Origin of the sequence: Marinifilum sp. D737, assembly GCF_026672275.1 — a bacterium.
In the GTDB taxonomy this organism is placed as follows: Bacteria; Bacteroidota; Bacteroidia; order Bacteroidales; family Marinifilaceae; genus Marinifilum.
This window is the reverse complement of the sequence record NZ_JANQCD010000017.1, coordinates 19,635-37,609: the sequence shown is the minus strand read 5'-3', so window position 1 is coordinate 37,609 and position 17,975 is coordinate 19,635. Positions and strand designations below refer to the sequence as shown.

Genomic DNA, 17,975 nt, shown 5'->3' with positions numbered 1-17,975 from the left:
CACACAAACCTTTCTTATAAATTATATACATACCATTTACAAGCCTCTTGCAAACCACTTTGAATCGAATACTCCGGCTTATATCTCAACAACATTTTCCCTTTTTCAATAGAAGCCAAAGAGTGAGGTATATCACCTGCACGGTTAGGGCCGTGAAGGATTTCTACTTTGGCAATTTCCCGATCGAATTTGGAAAGGTTTTCTCTTAGAGATTGGGTTAATTCGTTGAGGTCGGTACGTTGGCCATAGGCAACGTTAAACACCTCTGAAATAATGTTTAATGATGAATGATTAAGGCTTAATGATTCATCAATTGCTTTATAATATTCAGCTTGTCTTTCTTTGATGACATCTGTTGGGGTAATGGCAGCCAATTGGTTGGCCTGTATTACATTTTCGATGTAAGTAAAATCGCGAGAGTAAGTCCCATCCCCATTGATTACCGGAGATTCGTGAGCCATTAATTTCTTTACGAACAAAGGAATTACGGCTGCGTATGCTCCGTTAGGATCTTGTCGTCTTCCAAATACATTAAAATAACGCAAACCAATGGTTTCAATGCCGTACAAGTCAGAGAAGTTTTTGGCATACAATTCATCTACATACTTGGTAATGGCATAAGGCGAAAGGGCATTGCCAATTTTGTGTTCTACCTTAGGCAGTGCTTTTGAGTCTCCATAAGTAGAAGAGGAAGCAGCATAGACAAAACGCTTTACTTTGGCTTCGGCCGCTGCATGCAGCATTTTTACAAATCCACCAATGTTTACATCGGTAGAGGTCATGGGGTCCTTAATGGAACGGGGTACAGAACCCAATGCAGCCTGGTGCAATACGTAATCACATCCTTCTACGGCCTTTTGGCAATCTTCGTAGTTTCGAATATCTCCTTCCACTAATGTGAAGTTGGGATTGCTTAAGAAGGCTTCAATATTGTGTCGATGGCCTGTCATGAAGTTATCCAAACATACCACATGGTTATTTTGTTGTAAAAGTGCTTCGCACAGGTTGGAACCGATGAATCCTGCTCCTCCTGTTACCAACACCTTGGAATCTTTTATCTTTCTTTCCATTTTCTTTGCTCAAATTATAAAGGATTGCCTGCGGCAACTTATTTTGTCCTCAAATAAGCACAAATCATCACCCGTTTTTTTTTCGGGAGTAGAAATCCGTTAAAACTAGCAGAATGCTTCTTTTATTCTGGCACTGCGTATTCGAACAGATTGCCGCGTCAGCTAACGCTTCCTCGCAATGACACTCATGAATGAAATTTGTGTCAATTGGTGTTTATCTGTGTATTCTATCTTTTTATTTGCAGACTACAAGCGTCCGTCTACCATTTCTCTATCCCAGATGCCCTTGATATCGTAAATCACAGCATTGTGCCCGTTGCGAAGAACAGAGAGATCCATCTCTTTGAATTCCTTGTGCGAAACGGCCAAAACAATACCATCATACTTTTCCTTGGTATAGTTGTCCACCAAGTCCAAGCCATACTCCTCTTTCACCTCTTCCTTGTCGGCCCATGGGTCGTACACATCAACCTGCGAACCGTACTCTTTCAGTTCGTTGATGACATCAATGGCTTTGGTGTTGCGAATATCAGGACAATTTTCTTTAAAAGTGATCCCCAAAACCAATAATTTGGCATTTTTTACTGCCTGTCCTTTTTTGATCATCAACTTCACCACCTGGGAAGCTACCCATTCGCCCATTCCATCGTTCAAGCGGCGACCGGAAAGAATAATTTCAGGATTGTAACCTGTTTCCTGTGCTTTTTGTGCCAGGTAGTAAGGATCCACACCAATACAGTGTCCCCCCACCAAACCTGGTGTAAAAGGAAGGAAGTTCCACTTGGTTCCTGCAGCTTCCAATACGGCACGGGTATCAATATTCATGTTCGAGAAGATTTTTGCCAACTCGTTCACAAAGGCAATGTTGATATCACGTTGTGAGTTTTCGATTACTTTGGCAGCTTCGGCGACCTTAATGCTTGGAGCCAGGTGAGTACCCGCCACAATTACCGATTGGTACAATTCGTCAACCTTCTTCCCGATTTCAACTGTAGAACCCGAAGTTACCTTTTTGATTTTGGTAACGGTGTGTTCCTTGTCGCCCGGGTTGATTCTTTCCGGAGAGTAACCAACAAAAAAGTCCTTATTGAAAACCATCCCAGAAACTCTTTCCAGTACAGGCACACAGTCCTCTTCGGTAGCCCCAGGATATACTGTTGATTCGTAAATCACAATGTCATCCTTCTTCAATACGGCTCCAATCGTTTCTGAAGCTTTTACCAATGGCGTTAAAACCGGACGATTGTTTTTGTCGGTTGGTGTTGGAACGGTAACGATAAAATAATTGCAATGAGCCAGGTCCTCTTTCTGTGTTGTTAAAAACAAACCATTGGCATTATCATTCGTTTTCACCAATACAGATTGCAGGTTGGCATCCTCTACTTCCAAAGTAGAGTCGGTTCCGCCATTCAATTCATCAACTCGTTCCTGCTTGATATCAAATCCAACAACAGAAAACTTTTTCGCAAATTCAACAGCCAGAGGCAGACCTACGTAGCCCATACCAATGATTGCAATTTTAGGATTGTTCATTTACTTATATTTTTTAAACAAAGTATTTACTACTTTATGTTTTGTGCTTTTATTAATTCAATTTATTTGTAATTCTACTGCACGCATCTCCATCGCCATAAGGGTTATTAGCTTTAGCCATAACCTCATAAGCTGCCTTGTTGTTTATCAACAAACTTACTTCGCTGGTAATTTTCTCGTATTCGGTACCCACCAGCTTTACGGTTCCTGCATTTACAGCCTCGGGACGTTCGGTAGTATCGCGCATCACCAATACTGGTTTTCCCAGTCCTGGTGCTTCTTCCTGAATTCCACCAGAATCCGTTAAAACCAGGTAAGACTTGTTCATGAGATAAACAAATGGAAGGTACTCTAAAGGCTCAATAAAGTGAGTATTGGATAAACTAGACTGTTCTCCGAATACTTCTTTTATTGCATTACGCACATTGGGATTCAAATGCATTGGATAAACAAAATCAACATCAGGGTGCTGTTCAGCCAGTGTTTTAATGGCATTGCAAATATTCAAAAATCCTTGTCCGAAATTTTCTCGTCGGTGCCCGGTAATCAATACCAGTTTTCGGTCATCGTTTGTTGGTTGTCCGTTATCTGCCCATTGTGAATTTTCAGCAGCTGTTTCCAATTGCTTCATCATGTAATGTTCAACTACTTCTTTTTTCAAGCCACTTGCCACAAGTTTTTGCTCTACTTCAGCTATCAAGTCGTAACGATTTTCAATCTGGTCAAGCACCATATAAAGGGCATCAATTACTGTATTCCCTGTTACAAATATATCTTCCTCTTTAACTCCTTCAGCCAACAAGTTTTGCTTGCTTAACTGGGTAGGAGCAAAATGATATTTTGCCAGGCGTCCTGTTAACTGTCGATTCGCCTCCTCAGGCCATGGACTGTATAAATTGTGCGTACGCAAACCAGCTTCAACATGTCCAACAGGAATTTGCTGATAAAATGCAGCGAGTGCAGAGGCTGTTGAGGTAGTGGTATCTCCATGAACCAATACCAAATCTGGTTTTGCTTCTGTTAACACATCTCGCACACCCAGAATAACTCGTGAAGTCACATCATACAAATCCTGCCCTTGTTTCATTAGATTCAGGTCATAATCTGGCGTAATCTCAAACAAATCCAATACCTGGTCCAACATTTCACGATGTTGTGCTGTTACACAAACAATGGTTTCGAACTGTTCTGGATTTTTCTGAAACTCCTTTACTAAGGGTGCCATTTTAATAGCCTCAGGACGAGTCCCAAATACCAACATTATCTTCTTCATATCTTAATTCTTTTCAGCAACCAATAGCGAATCTTGAAAATTTTCTTCAGGGATATGGCCATTTTTTAAATAAGCATCCTTATTAACACCACAAAAATCAAGAATTACTTTCTCTTCTCCATTTACCAAACCTTTAAATTCTTTGTGGTTTACCAAAAAGGCTACAATATCTGCCTTCTCATAGGCTTCCTTGTAATTGGTTAGTTTAAATACATTGTGTTCCTCTACATTGGGTTCTACCACCATCATTTCAGCATTATTGGCACGTTGCATTACCTTTTGAGCAATGTATTTGGCTGGTGATTCACGCAAGTCGTCAATATCCGGTTTAAAGGCCAGTCCCATTAAAGCAACTTTAGCTTCACGTCCATTTCTCAATTGAAATTCCAGCATGGCATTGTGTACTTTCTCGGCACACCAGAAAGCTTTGTAATTGTTAATTTTTCTGGCTTGTTCGATAATATTCGATTCGGCAGGATATTCAGATACAATGAACCACGGATCAACCGCAATACAGTGTCCACCGACACCACAACCCGGCTGCAGAATATTTACACGAGGGTGTTTGTTGGCCAAATTGATCAGTTCCCAAACATTAATGTCTGCTTTATCGCAAATCAATGACAATTCATTGGCAAAGGCAATCTGAACATCACGTGAAGAATTCTCGGTTAGCTTACACATTTCTGCAGTACGAGCATTGGTAGCATGCAGCTCACCTGTCACAAAAGCTCGATAGAAATCTATTGCTGCCTGGGTTGAAGCTTCGTCTACTCCGCCAATCACACGATCGTTGTTTACCAATTCAAAAATTACATTTCCCGGCAGCACTCTTTCAGGACAATAAGCAATATTTAATTTTCCTTTCAACTCAGGTCTCTCCGAATAGATCAATGCGGCCATTTTATCTGTAGTATGAACTGGTGATGTGGATTCAATCACATACAAGTCTCCTTCTTTCAACAAAGGAATCACTGCTTTGGTAGCAGACTCCACAAAAGTAATATCAGGCTCATGATCTCCCTTAAAAGGAGTAGGCACCACAATAAAATAAGCATCACACACTTCTGGTTTCAAAGCCGCACGCAACGAGCCATTCTCTACGACAGACTTCACCATCTCTTCCAGACCGGGCTCTACAATGTGAATTTTCCCCTGGTTGATGGTTTCAACAACACTAGGGTTTACATCAACACCCAATATCTTAATTCCATTGTGTGCAGCGATGGTTGCTGTTGGCAAACCAATATAGCCAAGACCCATGAAACAGGCTGATTCAATTCTTTTGCTCATTTTATTATTCTATAGTTTGAAATTGTGTATTATTTTTCTTTTCCGGATTTTCTTCTTTTTCCAGAAGTTCTTCTATTAATTGAGCCGCAATCCAGGTATTTCCCTTTTCCAGTTCTTGTATGGCTTTGCTTACAATTGCTTGTGGCATGCTTTTTTTTAATTAATAATTAGTAATTAAAAATGAAGAATGAGTAGTCTGTAATCATCAGTGACTTTTGATTGAAGAGATCCTTCGTCGCTCCACTTCCCTCAGGATAACTGTATGCTTTCAGCAATCAGTATAGTGACTTCTAATTTTAAAATGCAAAAACACTATCCTTATTAGTGGTACAGGAGTCATCAACAAAGTTGCACTCCCTATTTAAGGATAGTATTTTGATCTAATTTATTTTCTACGGTTTGCCTATCGTAAGTTCAAAGCCAATCCAACACAAGTATTTCTACTACCCGCTTCAATAAAAGCAATCCATCTGTGGTTGATTTTATAGCGAAGCCCCATGTGAGCACCAACAAATGCCTCTGGATCAATATCTGTTAAACCATTCGCGTCAACACCAAGATCTACACCGATGTACCAATCCCAATGGTTTGGATTGATTTTGTGCTGTTTCAAAAAGTGGTAGTTTGACCTTAAATTCAGAGTCCAAAAATTGCCTTCAGACAGGTCTGATTCCTGGGCATAAAGGTTACCCTGTGCTCCCAGGGAAAAACGTTCTGAAACCCTATAGTCGTACATTCCTTGCAAACCAAATTGTCCATCATATTCCGATCCTGTACTAATACCACCCGATAAAATGCTTTTTGCAAACATATTGTCCTTTAAAATGTAGCGAGATTTTATTACTGTTTGTGCATTTGTATTCACATTTAAAAGCGTACAAAGTACTGCTGTTAATAGAGAAAGATTAAAAAATTTCATTTTTGTCTGTTTTAGGTATTTATTAAATTTATAGTCAATAAGTTGAATTGTCGAATAGTCAAACAGCCTGATTTAAAAGATGAACAGTTCTGCAACAGACATCATACTTTCTTCGGAGCTCCAGAAAAACAGGAAAATTCCAAGGTACTTTTTACATTCCAAATATCCGGAAAAAGATTGGTCTTGTCGGCTTGCCAGGCATGGAATCTCTTCAACATGCAAGGCTTCATCAATTCCAAAAACTTTCAATTGGTTTTGCTCCAAACCAGCTTCTCCTTTTGCATTGTTTATCCAGGAGAGTTTTATCTTGCTTGCTTCTTGTTCCATGTGTAAACCCTCTATGCATTTCAGATCTCCCACTGCCAATTGCAATTTGTCAAAATCCGGATTTCCTTCGGCATCAAAAGCCTGTGTATTGATTTTGCAAAAGAGATTCTGTCCTGTCATTCCCCTGCGTTTGGCTTCGGGGTTCCAGTAGGGACGAATCAATTCATCGAGGTTTCGGCTTACAAAAGCAGATGCCGCACGAAACTTCCCTCTTTGATTGCACTGCTGTTCCGTTTGGGGATTGTGAACTTTCTTCGGTCTTCGTTTAAGGTATGGTTTTCCATTCCTGTGCGAGATGATGTGTTCATCCATAATTTCACGCAACAGGCTTTTGTTTAATTTTGTCATATCCCTTTAGAATTTCTTTGCCAGTTTCCAAATGGCTCCACAGCAATACCGTATTTTATCTGGACTTGATCCAGTATTGATCTTTTATCCAAGCATAAAAAAAAAGGTGTAAGCCCTTTCGGTTTTTTTTATTTTTAAGCACAAAGGATCATTAAGGTTTTCACCAGGAAACACAAAGGTATCCCCCATTAACAGTGATTTCGACCTTTTACCTCCTCCCGACCCCTCGGGATTTAACCTTTCTACTATTCTACTTTTATACTTTTATACTTTTCTACTATTCTACTTTTCCAGACTGCTAAACCTTAACAGCAAGAATCAACCAGTTTAATTTCTTCGGTCTGTATTTCGGTATGCACGCAAGCTCCGAGGGATTCAAAACGAAGCACCAAACGGTGTTTGCCACGAATTTCGAGGATCTCCCCTTGCACTCCTTTTAATGGACCAGCAAGTACTTCTACACGTTTCCCTGGTTTTAAATCGGTATTGGTCACTTCCAAACTTCTTGCCTCATCTTCCAGGAAGCTTTTTAAGGCATTGATTTGGCATTCATGAACCGGCACGGCTTTTCCTCTTATGCTTACATAGCAAACTGCATATTGGGAACCAATGGCCTGCTGGTATTCTTTCTTTGATACTTTTACAAAAACATAAGAGGAAAACAAGGGTGCTTCTACCCACTTTTTTCGATCACTCCAAATACGGAGCTCTTTTTTTAGTGGCAAATAGCTTTCAATTCCTTTTTCCTGTAATTCTAAGTGTAGTTTTTTTTCTGAACGAGACTTGGTATATATGGCATACCAAAAATACTCATGCTTGATTTTCTTCAGTAATGGTTCGTTTGTCATTCATCTTTCATCTCCGTATCCGTCCCCTTCCAGATAACAATTTTATATCTAATTAACAGTAGGCAACCAGTAGGTTTTACTCAAATATTCATACTCTTTTTGCATGTAAAATTTGAGCTCCTGATACAGCTTCGCCCCTTCAGTCCCATTTTCACACAGACTGTTTACCTTATTCTAAAATCCTTCTTGCAAAGTCTATTTTTCAATAAAAGAAAACAGACTGTTCCCTAAAAAAAAGCACTTCCTTTTTAAGGCATAACAAATATATCAGAAGCAAGCGTAAATAGGATAAATCACCACATACTATTGATTAAAGAGCCTAAGTGTAGGATCAACAACTTTTATAAAGCTGTCAAGTCTTTTGAAGGCCTGACAAAGAGAATCTGACCAAAAGGATGCGAAAAAGCGTAAAAACACTGTAGCGATAATTATATTTAATGTTTATTGCAACATAGCTTAAAACGATATAAATCAAAAACTATCTAGATTGATCAATACATCAACTTGCTATAAATTCTTAACAATTTTTAACATATAATAACAAAATCCCAATTTTAAGATTTAAAGATCTGATAATTATACTATTCAATAAAAACGTCAGATTTGAGGAGTTGAAGGAAATTTTTTGATGCATTTTGGTCCTGTTAGAAGAGAATTTTACAAGTCAGCAAACCAATCATCGGCTCGCCTGGTGCAAGACTGTTCAATTGAAGAAATGAAGTGAGAAAAGGAGGCGCGAAATGAAATGTTCTTTCATGGAAGAGCTCTTGATTTGTCAAATCTTTTCTCAAACCATTGTAATTTTATTTATGTTTCGCCCGGCGATCCCTGTGCCAGGAAACCATTCATTCCATTGCAGAAGAAAATCCTACTTGTGTAACTTTTAAAATACAGGCTATGACCAAACAAATCTTTTTCATTCGAAAGCATTGAATGTGTGAATCTTCCTATTTGAGAAACTTTATTTTAAGTTTTATTAAACTTTTATTACATTCGAATAGGAACTTCTTGCTTTGCATTGGGGTTTTAAAGTGAATATGAGAGGGGATGGCGTGGTTTCCATCCCTTTTTTTTTGCTGCAGGAAAATCATTTCTGACTTTCCGTGATAAATACTTTCAATCGAACTCAGCTTATTGGGAAAAATGCAGAATCAAGAAAGAAGCTCATATTTCTCAGCTACACATTGTACATCAATAACTTATCGCACCGCAATAAAGTTGCTCCCCGGAAGACTAAGCCTAATTTTAAACACACGATCGTAGTCTTCACACAATGAGCTTAGGTGTTACAAAATCCCAAGCAATGAATTGTCAAAACCCCTAATCTGTTTCATCAAATCATCTCTCAAAACCAAAAATCCACATATGATTTTGAGGAATTTTATCATTAATTTGGATTATTAAAATTTATTTTGATTATTTTAGTTTATCTTTTCACTAATCCTAGTTTTATGAAATTACACTACCCCCTAATGGTCTTGGTATTGGGCATTTTTGTTATTACACAATCCAATGCACAAAACCTGATACCGGTTAAGAAAAATGAATTCGTAAATCAAAACGAAAAATCCCTTCAGGCCTATGACAAAATTAAAGAAGCATTGAGCTTGTATGAGGAGGATTCTCAAAATGCAAACTCCTGCCTTGCATTGCTTTCTGAAGCCTACGCCATCAACAAAGAGAATGCTGAACTCAATTACAATATGGGGCTTTGTCATCTGATGTCAGACACAAAGGAAATGGCCCGAGATTATTTGCTCAAGGCTTATCAATTGGATCCGAAAGTAAGCGAAGATTTGTTGTTTCTTATGGGGCTTGCACATCAATACGAAGGAAATTTCCTAAAAGCCATTAAAATGTTCGACCAAAACATCGAAATCGCCATCAGTGCCAAAGGAAGTCAGAAAAGAAAATTCATTGCCCTGTGCGAGAAACACATTAGTGAGTGTAAGAATGCCATGCTGCTAGGTAGTATGCCTGTAAAACAAAACTTACAACTTTTAAATGGTGAGATCAACTCGGCATACAACGACCTGAACCCAATTGAAAGTGATGGCATGCTCTATTTCAGCTCTCAAAGAGCAGGCAATAAGAAACTGGAAAAGCCATATTACTCCCCAATGCATACTAAAAAAGCAAAAGCAGTTCCACTTTCCTTTGGCAAGGAAGTAAACCTGGCCATTGTTTCTATCCCTGAAAGAAAAAGTTTTATTTTTTATTCGGGACGATATGGAGATGGTGATATCCTTTTGGTCCACCAGAAAGCGGGAAAGTACATGCCTGCCGAAAGTTTGAATTTTATCAACCAGGCCTCTTCAAGGGAAGCTTCTGCTTGCATTGCAGGCAAGGAATTGTATTTTGTGAGCAATCGCAAAGGAGGCTATGGCGAATGTGACATTTATTACTGTACAAAAAACCAGGATGGAAAATGGACCGAAGCAAGAAATATTGGACGTGACATCAACACTCCATATGACGAAGGTGATGTTTTTGTGAGTCCGGATGGAAAAGAGCTTTACTTTTCTTCAAAAGGACACAACAGCATGGGAGGATACGACATTTTTAAATGTACTCGATTGGCAAATGGTTCCTGGGGGATTCCCGAGAATTTAGGTGCAGGAGTAAACAGTCCCTATCATGAAATTCAGTATTTCAAATCGAAATTCGGTAAGGAGTATATGGCTTCGGATCGCAAGGGAGGCATGGGAGGATTTGACATCTACCAGATCAAGGAAATCATAGAAAGGCCAATTGCCGAAAACAAAGCTTCGGAAACCAAGAATGTAATCCCACAAGAAAAGCCAAAAGAAATCCGTAAATACACCAAAGAACTGATCAAAGAGATGGTTCCTGAGCTGATTTATCGCGTGCAAATTTTGGCTTGTAAAAATGAAGCCAGTGCTGAACAGTTGTATCAGGTCTACAAAGGAAAAAGCATGATTGAACACCATAAAATCAAAGGCTGGCACAAATATGCCATTGGAAAATTCAACAATTACAACGACGCAGCAAACTTTAGAGACGCTTGTGGTGTTGAGGGTGCTTTTGTTGTGCTGTTCAGGGATGATGTTCCATTAAAAATGAGTGATTTATAAATCGTATCAAGCCCAAAGGCCAGAGAAGTAATTGTAAAAACTTTTCAAAAGCTTAGGCTTTCGATACACAATATTTCAACCCTTTATCCATAAGAAGGTCTGTCGATTTTCTTGAGGATAAGGGGTTTGTTACAGGATCCCTATGGCATTTCCAATTTTTTCCTTCACTCCGCTTATTTTTCTCTTTAAAGGCGTAAATCTTGAATTTGGTCAAGTTTAATTTTGATTAATCTTATCAGGGCACATTTTTTTCTTATCTTATGATATTCAATCTTTTGTTTTCAGGAAGATTGGATTCACAGAATTTCATTTGAAGCATATGAAAAGTATATTCTTAATACTGATTTTAAGCCTTAGCATTGGATTCGCACAAGGACAAGACTTGTTCAAAGGCAAATCCGAGAAGGCATATGTATTGAAATTTAAGAATGAAGACAAAATGCAAGCTGGAAAACAAAGTGCTGTAAAATGGCTTAAAGACACACAGATTGAGATTCGAGATGGTGGAAAAACCATTCTTGTCAACAACAAAAGCTTTCAAAAAAAAGAATTGCACTATTTATCCGATGTGGATAAAATCTATGGTTTGGATCAATATGATGATTATTCCTGGAATAAGGAACAAAACTGGCAATTCAATTATGAAGTGGTGGATTCGAACTTTTATGTTGTGATCACACAAAAATTGGGAAAAAGATTCCAGATGACCGTGTTTCATTTGGGGGATCGTCATCATTATTTTGAGCTACTCAAAAAGAACTGCCTTTTGCATTGAAAAACAACCCTTAAAACTTTTTGTTTGTTAACAAGATGTTTTATATTTTTAAGAGTGTAAATAATTTTAAGTATTAACCGTGGTTAATAGTTGTAAGGACCTCCCTGTATATTATGGGGAGGTCTTCTTATAGGCCAATGCAATTGAGATCCAGGCAAACCATCCATATTATTTGCCATTCCATCTGTTTGTTTTTTGCTTCCAAATCTTCCTGATCAGCCTGTTTGATTTCTTCAGATGAAAATGATTGATTGATTAATTTTAAAGCTTTGGTTTTGTTTTTTACCATTGGTTCAAAAACACTTTCAACCTGTTTTTTCGTCAGTCTCATACCTCCTCCAAACTGCTCAAAACACCCCTTCTAAACCTTCTTTTCCTTCCACAAAGGGTGAAAGTCTACTCAAAATAGAATATCTTATGCAGCAATGTATTGTAAGAATATTCATACAGAGCTTTTCCAGTTTTCTCCATGGAGCCTCTATTCTTATCGAAAGTTTCCGTAATCTGAAACATGTCAATCATATGGTTTTTCTCCCCATCTTCTTTCCAAATATGTTCGACTATCTTTATTATCATTTATTTGAATTAAACTGTCCCTTACCTCCTTGATAAAATCAAAAAAGAGTCCATTCAGAAATTTCTCATATTCTTCAGGACTCGAATAAGTGTACCCTGCTTTTAACTCCTTGTTTAACTCGCTAATGGTTTTTAGCAATTCATTTTTTAAGCAATTGAAATTTTCTTCAACAATTATTGTTTTCCCCCTATCTTATATTTAATTCTGATTGACAAAAGGCAATCCATTATAAAATCAACTAAAATAACATAAATATTGTTCTATGTAATCTAAAATTATACAGAATAAAATAAATGATTGTTAAAATAGAATCTTGCGTTAAAGCAGAAATGATTTCCCTCATCTCTTTTCTCAACCAATCCCTTTATGCAAGAAAACGGTACTTTTCCCGATATCAGAATCTCTTGGAATTGGATTTTGAGGCATCCCCCTCATATGATCAAGAAGTATCCCATAAAGGGTGAAAATAAAGTTATTCTGATTTTTTTGGAGCCCAGGATTAGCTCAAAAAAAAAATCGGAAATAACTTCAATTGAAAGTCTGGCTTTTAAACCTCAAATCCAGACTGCAAAAATTTTTCAGTCCGGTGATTTTCTATGCATTCACCCACCATGAGCTTCCCTATTTCCTCAGGCTTTTATGTAACTTATTAAAAGTATTTTCCATCTCCGAAACCAAATGTTTTGAAATCTCACAGTCTTTGGCAATACTTCTCCATTGAGAAATTGATTCACTTACCTGCTCCAGAATCCATTCAGGTCTTTTCATCCCAAAATGCCTGGCCAATTCGAGCAAGTGTTTTTCTCCTGGATTTCTGCTCTCACCTGCCACCATTGTACTATGTATTCCATAAGCTGAGCTTGAAAATGTAAGATCATAAGCAGGAGCCATTCTCCAACTCCCCTTTCCATCCATTAAAAAAGAAAAATTTTTACTGTGGTCATCTCTATTGTGAGAAAATACATTAAAAGCAGCCAAACGAAAAACTTTCTCATAGGCCTTTACATGTTTTTCCAAACGAAATGCACAATCCATCAAATGTCCGTAATCCATGGTACTCATTCTGAAATTATCGTGCATTAGCCCACAAGCTGTATGTACATGAAGCCTTCCCTTTTCTGTTCGGTCAAATCGTTTGGTTCCAAAATAAGCCTGACCGGACTCTCCAAGGAACAATCTGCACTCACTCATTTCAATTCCTGCCTTTAATGCCATTTGGTAATAGGCATATTCAATCTTCGCAATTTCTGAATTGTCCTGAGATGAAGGAAATTTAATCAACCAATCTTCAAATCCATCCGGCATTTGCTCGTATCCATGTATTAATTCATTGGTATCCCTATTGAATCCCAGCAAGATTTTCGGCCGTGCCCCACCAGAAGACCCTCCCAGTGCATAAAGCTCTTCTATCATCTCAGTGCTTTGTCCTTTTAAAACATGCTTCATTTCTCTGGCAATTACATCCAACTCCAGTTGTTTGTCGAAATCATGTTTCCCATCCAATTGAGGATGATAACAAAGTGCTCCCATTCCTGAACTTCCAACATAAGCCAATCTATCCATTGGTGTTATGCTGTAAATATCAATTCCTCTTCCACTCAAATTACGATCCAAGAGTAATCTTCCCCATCCATCGGGCAGAGAGTCATTAAAAACGCCATAAAGTCCTTCAAAAGGATCTTTTCCTGCCATGCTAATTTCATTTGTAAATGGAAGTTTTACTGGTGAAATGTTTAATCCCGATTGTAAGAATTCCTGGTGATATCGAAAATAGATTTCCCGATTGTTCATCACCAACTCTCCTACATTGTATGTTTTACCTTCCAAGGAAAGAGTCACCAAAATGTTTTTAACCTCATCCATGACCTATAAGTTTGAGGTAAATAAATTCTCTATATGGGATTGATCCTCCCGGGCTTGAAACAGCTTATTAAAATCCTCCAGGCGGTTGAGTAGGTGAGCCAACTTTAATAGTGATTCCAAGGAAATTTTTCCTGTGGATTCAAAACGTTTCAAACTTCCCAGAGAAACTCCGGAGCGTTCTGCCATTTCTGACTGAGACAATTTTAATCTTTTACGCAAAGCTTTGTGACGTTCTGCCAAAGCTTTACTCATTTCGTATGGTGTTGTAGAAACCGAATACATTTAGCTAATATTTTAGCTAAATATACAAATTAATACTAATATTGGATAATATTTAAGCTATTTATTGAGATAAAAAAGATACAAGCCTCCTTATGTCTCACCACTCCATTTGCAATGCACCTCCAAGCTCCTCGCAGTAAAGACAACTGCATTCATAAATATTTCTTCAATGGCGTGAAAGGCATAAGTCACTCGAATTTGTGCCACTCATATTGGTACAAAGAGGTTCTTTGTCAATTTTATTAATGGGAGGACCTCAAAGATAAGCATTTCAGTTTTCAGACTTTATAGACCTAAATTCATGGGCAAAAATTAATTTGTACTGGCAGGCAAAAACTTTTAAAAAATAAAATAATTATCTTAAATAATAAGTTGCATAATTATTTATTTTTTTAGAAATTACAGGGCTAATAAATTGAAAAACACCTGTCCATCTAATTAAGACCCCTTTTTTATGCACAACGAGATTTTAATCCGAATAGCTTGTATCACTATTCCTACCATTCTGCTAATTATTGCAATTCACTTTAATTTATATCGGAAGTTCTTTTACCTGCCAAATCAAATAATTCTTTGGCTACAGGCTCGAATGCTACGCAAAGTAAAGGCTGTAAAACTCCTGGAAAAAGATACCGATTTTGCTCCTTCATCGATTAGTGACAGTGAGGAATTTTATCTGACAAATGGCAATTATGAACAGAATTACGAGAATCGAAATACTGAATTGCCAGATGACATACTGGAAGAAAAGGTGAATTGTATAAGAAATTATTACAATGATATTCTCAATGCCAATGTAATCAATTCCATCCTATTGGAAAGTACCCAAAAAGGAATTGTAGAATCCTTAATTGAGGCCTACTCCTTCGAAGCCATAAAAAGAAATATCGAAAAACTGAACCGCAATTTATCATCGCAAAACAACTACCAGTTTAATGGTGACAAACTGGGGGTTTACAGCTATGAAAAAAAGAATGGGAAAGTGGAATTGGGTTTGTACAAAACAGATCATTTCACCTGGCTGGTTTTTAAAGAAATCTATAGGGAAAACAAGGCATTGTTCGATGAGCTGATCTTTCTGCTTGATCAATACAATAAAAAGTCGAAAAAATTCAGGTATATCTTTAAGTGTTTAAAGTATTTGTTTTCATCATTCGGCTTGGATATCAGCATTCACGGATATGACAGCAACAAAAAACACCATTTTCTTTTGTGTGCCAGATCTGGAAAAGTAGAAGAGATGAAAAATGGCCTGATCCATGTACCTGTAAACGAAACTTTTTCCATAACCGACTATGAACCTGAGTCAGATCACAACCTATACTGTTTGCATTCCTGTGTTAAACGTGGAATTGAAGAAGAAATTGGGTATCGTGCCAAAAACATCTCAAATGCCAATATCGAATTCCACGATTTTGCCATCGAAACCTTTAATGGTGAAATAGGCGTTAGTGCTTTGTATACATTGCCCAAAAGCATCAGCATTGAACAACTGCAAATTTATCCTGGTCAGGACAAATACCTTGAAATGGATGATTTACTCATTGTTCCATTCCCAAAATCACGCAATCCGTTTAAACTAATAAAACTGGTTAGCGATGAAAATAAAATTAAAGAATACGTTTACCGTGCCGGCAAAATGGATATCGCCTCCCTCAAATGGTTAAATTTTGCCCATCTTGTGATTCAGCGTTCTATCCTAAGACGATTAAAGCTCTCGATATACGGAGAATACTTTATTGCGGCACTTGTAAATATTATCATTGTTGCCGTACTTCTTACCTGGCGTTATCAGGTAGCTGAAACAGCGGGAATAAATCCAAACAATTCTTTTTCTGTTTTGAATTGGGAATTAATCCAAATCAATGGCTCATACAGCCATAAAATCATATTAATACTCGAAGAGTTTATATGGTGGTTTGTTGCAGCCATTGGCCTTGAAATTGGTGTCACCATCATACTTCACAATTTAAAAGACAGAAAAAACGGGAAGAGACGTTTCAAAAGTTTCAAACCCATTTTACCTCAGTGGCATGGCGATGTCAAAGTAATTCAATCAACCGGCTTTGTAAAAACAAATAAGGATGCAAATGCCAATTTAGGCTTAAACTTTATCATTACCGATCCAACAAATCAGCCTGAACAAAGCATATCCAATTTTCACCTGATGCAGAAACCTTATTGCTCCATCAGAAAAGAGGATCACAATACGGAATATCCAGTAAGCTATTTCCCTATATCCAGTAAATTGGACCTTTATCATGATAAGCTATTCTTTTTATTGTACCAATTGGAAAAGTACGATATCTCAAAATTGAGAGTTAAATTTCAGGTTAGCTATGAGCTTTCCCAAGGTAAAATCAAAATAATCAATTGTTCCTTTGTTGAAAATCTTACCGATTTGAAAATCAAAATTGACTCTGATTTTAACAGCAGGGATCCTTTCTTTAAAAAATGCTCTGAACAGCATAAAGATCAGTATCAAAATGCACAAGTTGGTAAATTGGTAATCGACACCAAGTTTCAGCTTTATGATCTTTTGGAATATCATGGCGACTTCTATTGGACTGTTCTTAACAGACCTGGAATGGATCAAAATGCAGAAAAAATACAAATTAACCAGAAGCATAAACCGCTATATAATAAAATTATAGAAGCATTGCAAAAAGAACAGCACAACATGAAGAAGGGCAAAAATTGTAAAACCTTTATTCTGGAAGGGGACTCTATTGATGTGGAGAAAGCATTGAACCAATTTTTAGCTTACGATAGCAATTTTAACCGCATCCACCCCTATGAAATTATGGGACTTCAACTGGCCCTTGTAAGAGAAGATGTTCTTATTGCAGACATTCAGTATTAACCAACAAGAACAAACCATACAGGATTTCAGCTTAAAGCTGATATCATAAATTAATGAATTCATGAAAAACATAAGTCCAAAAGCCATAATAGGAGAAAATGTAATTGTAGATGATTTTGTAGTTATAGCAGATCATGCCCAAATAGGAGACAATTGCAAAATTCACTACTTCTCGTTTGTTGATGAAGGGGTTAGCATCGGTAAGAACACAAAAATTCAGAACAATGTGATGATTCCTCATGGAGTTAGGCTTGAAGAAGGAGTTTTTGTAGGACCCAATGCCGTTTTCACCAATGACAAATACCCTCGTTCCATCACCACAGATGAAAAACTAAAGTCCTCAACCGACTGGACCTTAAGTGAAACCCTGGTAAAAAAAGGAGCATCCATAGGCGCAGGAGCCATTATTGTTTGTGGAATAAATCTGGGAGAATGGTGTATGGTTGCTGCCGGTTCGGTTGTCACAAAAAACGTACCCGATCATGCAATGGTAAAAGGAAATCCAGCCCGAATTTGTGGGTATGTAGACAAAACAGGTACTCCTATGAAACGAATCGAGGAAGAGGAAGATTATTGCCTGTACTACAGCGAAAAAGAGAATGCTGAGTATAAAATTACCAAGCATGCGAATGATCGCAAAATTGATCTCTAAAAGAAATATTTCTATTCAAAAAAATCCTGTGAGTTCGTACTCACAGGATTTTTTTGTGTCTCAATCTCAATACGCCGTAGCGCTCAATATACCTCAAGGCTTGGTTCTTCGGGTTTTCTCTTTTGGGATTTTGAGTCTCAATACGCCGTAGCGTTCAATATACCCCAAGACATAATTAATTCACTAAAAATTATGTGTTATGAAAAGTCTCAATACGCCGTAGCGCTCAATATACCCCAAGACACGGAATCAACCCT

General features: G+C 37.7%; 16 protein-coding genes. 4 read left to right on the top strand and 12 right to left on the bottom strand.

Features of this window, described 5'->3' with window-relative positions; translation table 11 throughout:
- Nucleotides 1-14: 14 nt before the first annotated feature.
- The 8 genes from NQ163_RS11560 to NQ163_RS11525 form a co-directional block, all read right to left on the bottom strand.
- Nucleotides 15-1,070 (bottom strand): SDR family oxidoreductase, encoded by a 1,056-nt coding sequence (locus NQ163_RS11560; protein ID WP_268190478.1) that lies wholly within the window; start codon nucleotides 1,068-1,070, stop codon nucleotides 15-17.
- A 246-nt stretch (nucleotides 1,071-1,316) separates the two neighbouring features.
- Entirely contained in the window at nucleotides 1,317-2,603 is a 1,287-nt protein-coding gene (locus NQ163_RS11555) for a nucleotide sugar dehydrogenase (RefSeq protein WP_268190477.1), read from the bottom strand.
- A 52-nt stretch (nucleotides 2,604-2,655) separates the two neighbouring features.
- Entirely contained in the window at nucleotides 2,656-3,876 is a 1,221-nt protein-coding gene (wecB, locus tag NQ163_RS11550) for a non-hydrolyzing UDP-N-acetylglucosamine 2-epimerase (protein WP_268190476.1), read from the bottom strand.
- Nucleotides 3,877-3,879: 3 nt separating this feature from the next.
- Nucleotides 3,880-5,169, bottom strand: a complete 1,290-nt coding sequence (gene wecC, locus NQ163_RS11545) for a UDP-N-acetyl-D-mannosamine dehydrogenase (RefSeq protein ID WP_326493326.1) — start codon at nucleotides 5,167-5,169, stop codon at nucleotides 3,880-3,882.
- Between the two features lie 4 nt (nucleotides 5,170-5,173).
- Nucleotides 5,174-5,317 (bottom strand): hypothetical protein, encoded by a 144-nt coding sequence (locus NQ163_RS11540; RefSeq protein ID WP_268190475.1) that lies wholly within the window; start codon nucleotides 5,315-5,317, stop codon nucleotides 5,174-5,176.
- A 255-nt stretch (nucleotides 5,318-5,572) separates the two neighbouring features.
- A complete protein-coding gene (locus tag NQ163_RS11535) occupies nucleotides 5,573-6,088 on the bottom strand; it encodes a hypothetical protein (protein WP_268190474.1) in 516 nt (171 codons plus the stop codon).
- Between the two features lie 72 nt (nucleotides 6,089-6,160).
- Nucleotides 6,161-6,763: a DUF6266 family protein gene (locus NQ163_RS11530; RefSeq protein ID WP_268190473.1), complete on the bottom strand. Its 603-nt coding sequence runs from the start codon at nucleotides 6,761-6,763 to the stop codon at nucleotides 6,161-6,163.
- Between the two features lie 305 nt (nucleotides 6,764-7,068).
- Nucleotides 7,069-7,611, bottom strand: a complete 543-nt coding sequence (locus NQ163_RS11525; protein ID WP_268190472.1) for a UpxY family transcription antiterminator — start codon at nucleotides 7,609-7,611, stop codon at nucleotides 7,069-7,071.
- 1,451 nt (nucleotides 7,612-9,062) lie between these two features.
- Between NQ163_RS11525 and NQ163_RS11520 the strand changes: the two genes are divergently transcribed.
- Complete coding sequence (locus tag NQ163_RS11520) at nucleotides 9,063-10,706, top strand: SPOR domain-containing protein (protein ID WP_268190471.1); 1,644 nt, start codon at nucleotides 9,063-9,065, stop codon at nucleotides 10,704-10,706.
- Between the two features lie 319 nt (nucleotides 10,707-11,025).
- Nucleotides 11,026-11,481 (top strand): hypothetical protein, encoded by a 456-nt coding sequence (locus NQ163_RS11515; RefSeq protein ID WP_268190470.1) that lies wholly within the window; start codon nucleotides 11,026-11,028, stop codon nucleotides 11,479-11,481.
- Nucleotides 11,482-11,608: 127 nt separating this feature from the next.
- Here the strand turns inward: NQ163_RS11515 and NQ163_RS11510 are convergent, their stop codons facing one another.
- The 4 genes from NQ163_RS11510 to NQ163_RS11495 form a co-directional block, all read right to left on the bottom strand.
- Complete coding sequence (locus NQ163_RS11510; protein ID WP_268190469.1) at nucleotides 11,609-11,812, bottom strand: hypothetical protein; 204 nt, start codon at nucleotides 11,810-11,812, stop codon at nucleotides 11,609-11,611.
- Between the two features lie 65 nt (nucleotides 11,813-11,877).
- The gene (locus NQ163_RS11505; RefSeq protein ID WP_268190468.1) at nucleotides 11,878-12,057 is read right to left on the bottom strand and encodes a hypothetical protein; all 180 of its coding nucleotides are present in this window, start codon (nucleotides 12,055-12,057) and stop codon (nucleotides 11,878-11,880) included.
- A gap of 622 nt (nucleotides 12,058-12,679) precedes the next feature.
- Nucleotides 12,680-13,921 carry a type II toxin-antitoxin system HipA family toxin gene (locus tag NQ163_RS11500; RefSeq protein ID WP_268190467.1) on the bottom strand — a complete coding sequence of 414 codons (1,242 nt, stop codon included), beginning with the start codon at nucleotides 13,919-13,921 and terminating at the stop codon, nucleotides 12,680-12,682.
- Nucleotides 13,922-13,924: 3 nt separating this feature from the next.
- Entirely contained in the window at nucleotides 13,925-14,203 is a 279-nt protein-coding gene (locus NQ163_RS11495; protein ID WP_268190466.1) for a helix-turn-helix domain-containing protein, read from the bottom strand.
- Between the two features lie 454 nt (nucleotides 14,204-14,657).
- On the opposite strand from NQ163_RS11495, the gene NQ163_RS11490 reads away from it, so the two are divergent.
- Nucleotides 14,658-17,066 carry a hypothetical protein gene (locus NQ163_RS11490; RefSeq protein WP_268190465.1) on the top strand — a complete coding sequence of 803 codons (2,409 nt, stop codon included), beginning with the start codon at nucleotides 14,658-14,660 and terminating at the stop codon, nucleotides 17,064-17,066.
- Nucleotides 17,067-17,127: 61 nt separating this feature from the next.
- Nucleotides 17,128-17,718 (top strand): acyltransferase, encoded by a 591-nt coding sequence (locus tag NQ163_RS11485; protein ID WP_268190464.1) that lies wholly within the window; start codon nucleotides 17,128-17,130, stop codon nucleotides 17,716-17,718.
- Nucleotides 17,719-17,975 lie beyond the last annotated feature (257 nt).

Bases quoted from the DNA above. Each gene is read 5' to 3' on its own strand.
- NQ163_RS11535 (WP_268190474.1), bottom strand. From the start codon at position 6,088: ATGAAATTTTTTAATCTTTCTCTATTAACAGCAGTACTTTGTACGCTT.
- NQ163_RS11485 (WP_268190464.1), top strand. From the start codon at position 17,128: ATGAAAAACATAAGTCCAAAAGCCATAATAGGAGAAAATGTAATTGTA.
- NQ163_RS11505 (WP_268190468.1), bottom strand. From the start codon at position 12,057: ATGATAATAAAGATAGTCGAACATATTTGGAAAGAAGATGGGGAGAAA.
- NQ163_RS11525 (WP_268190472.1), bottom strand. From the start codon at position 7,611: ATGACAAACGAACCATTACTGAAGAAAATCAAGCATGAGTATTTTTGG.
- NQ163_RS11560 (WP_268190478.1), bottom strand. From the start codon at position 1,070: ATGGAAAGAAAGATAAAAGATTCCAAGGTGTTGGTAACAGGAGGAGCA.
- wecB (WP_268190476.1), bottom strand. From the start codon at position 3,876: ATGAAGAAGATAATGTTGGTATTTGGGACTCGTCCTGAGGCTATTAAA.
- NQ163_RS11495 (WP_268190466.1), bottom strand. From the start codon at position 14,203: ATGTATTCGGTTTCTACAACACCATACGAAATGAGTAAAGCTTTGGCA.
- NQ163_RS11540 (WP_268190475.1), bottom strand. From the start codon at position 5,317: ATGCCACAAGCAATTGTAAGCAAAGCCATACAAGAACTGGAAAAGGGA.
- NQ163_RS11490 (WP_268190465.1), top strand. From the start codon at position 14,658: ATGCACAACGAGATTTTAATCCGAATAGCTTGTATCACTATTCCTACC.
- NQ163_RS11510 (WP_268190469.1), bottom strand. From the start codon at position 11,812: ATGAGACTGACGAAAAAACAGGTTGAAAGTGTTTTTGAACCAATGGTA.
- NQ163_RS11500 (WP_268190467.1), bottom strand. From the start codon at position 13,921: ATGGATGAGGTTAAAAACATTTTGGTGACTCTTTCCTTGGAAGGTAAA.
- NQ163_RS11555 (WP_268190477.1), bottom strand. From the start codon at position 2,603: ATGAACAATCCTAAAATTGCAATCATTGGTATGGGCTACGTAGGTCTG.
- NQ163_RS11515 (WP_268190470.1), top strand. From the start codon at position 11,026: ATGAAAAGTATATTCTTAATACTGATTTTAAGCCTTAGCATTGGATTC.
- NQ163_RS11520 (WP_268190471.1), top strand. From the start codon at position 9,063: ATGAAATTACACTACCCCCTAATGGTCTTGGTATTGGGCATTTTTGTT.
- wecC (WP_326493326.1), bottom strand. From the start codon at position 5,169: ATGAGCAAAAGAATTGAATCAGCCTGTTTCATGGGTCTTGGCTATATT.
- NQ163_RS11530 (WP_268190473.1), bottom strand. From the start codon at position 6,763: ATGACAAAATTAAACAAAAGCCTGTTGCGTGAAATTATGGATGAACAC.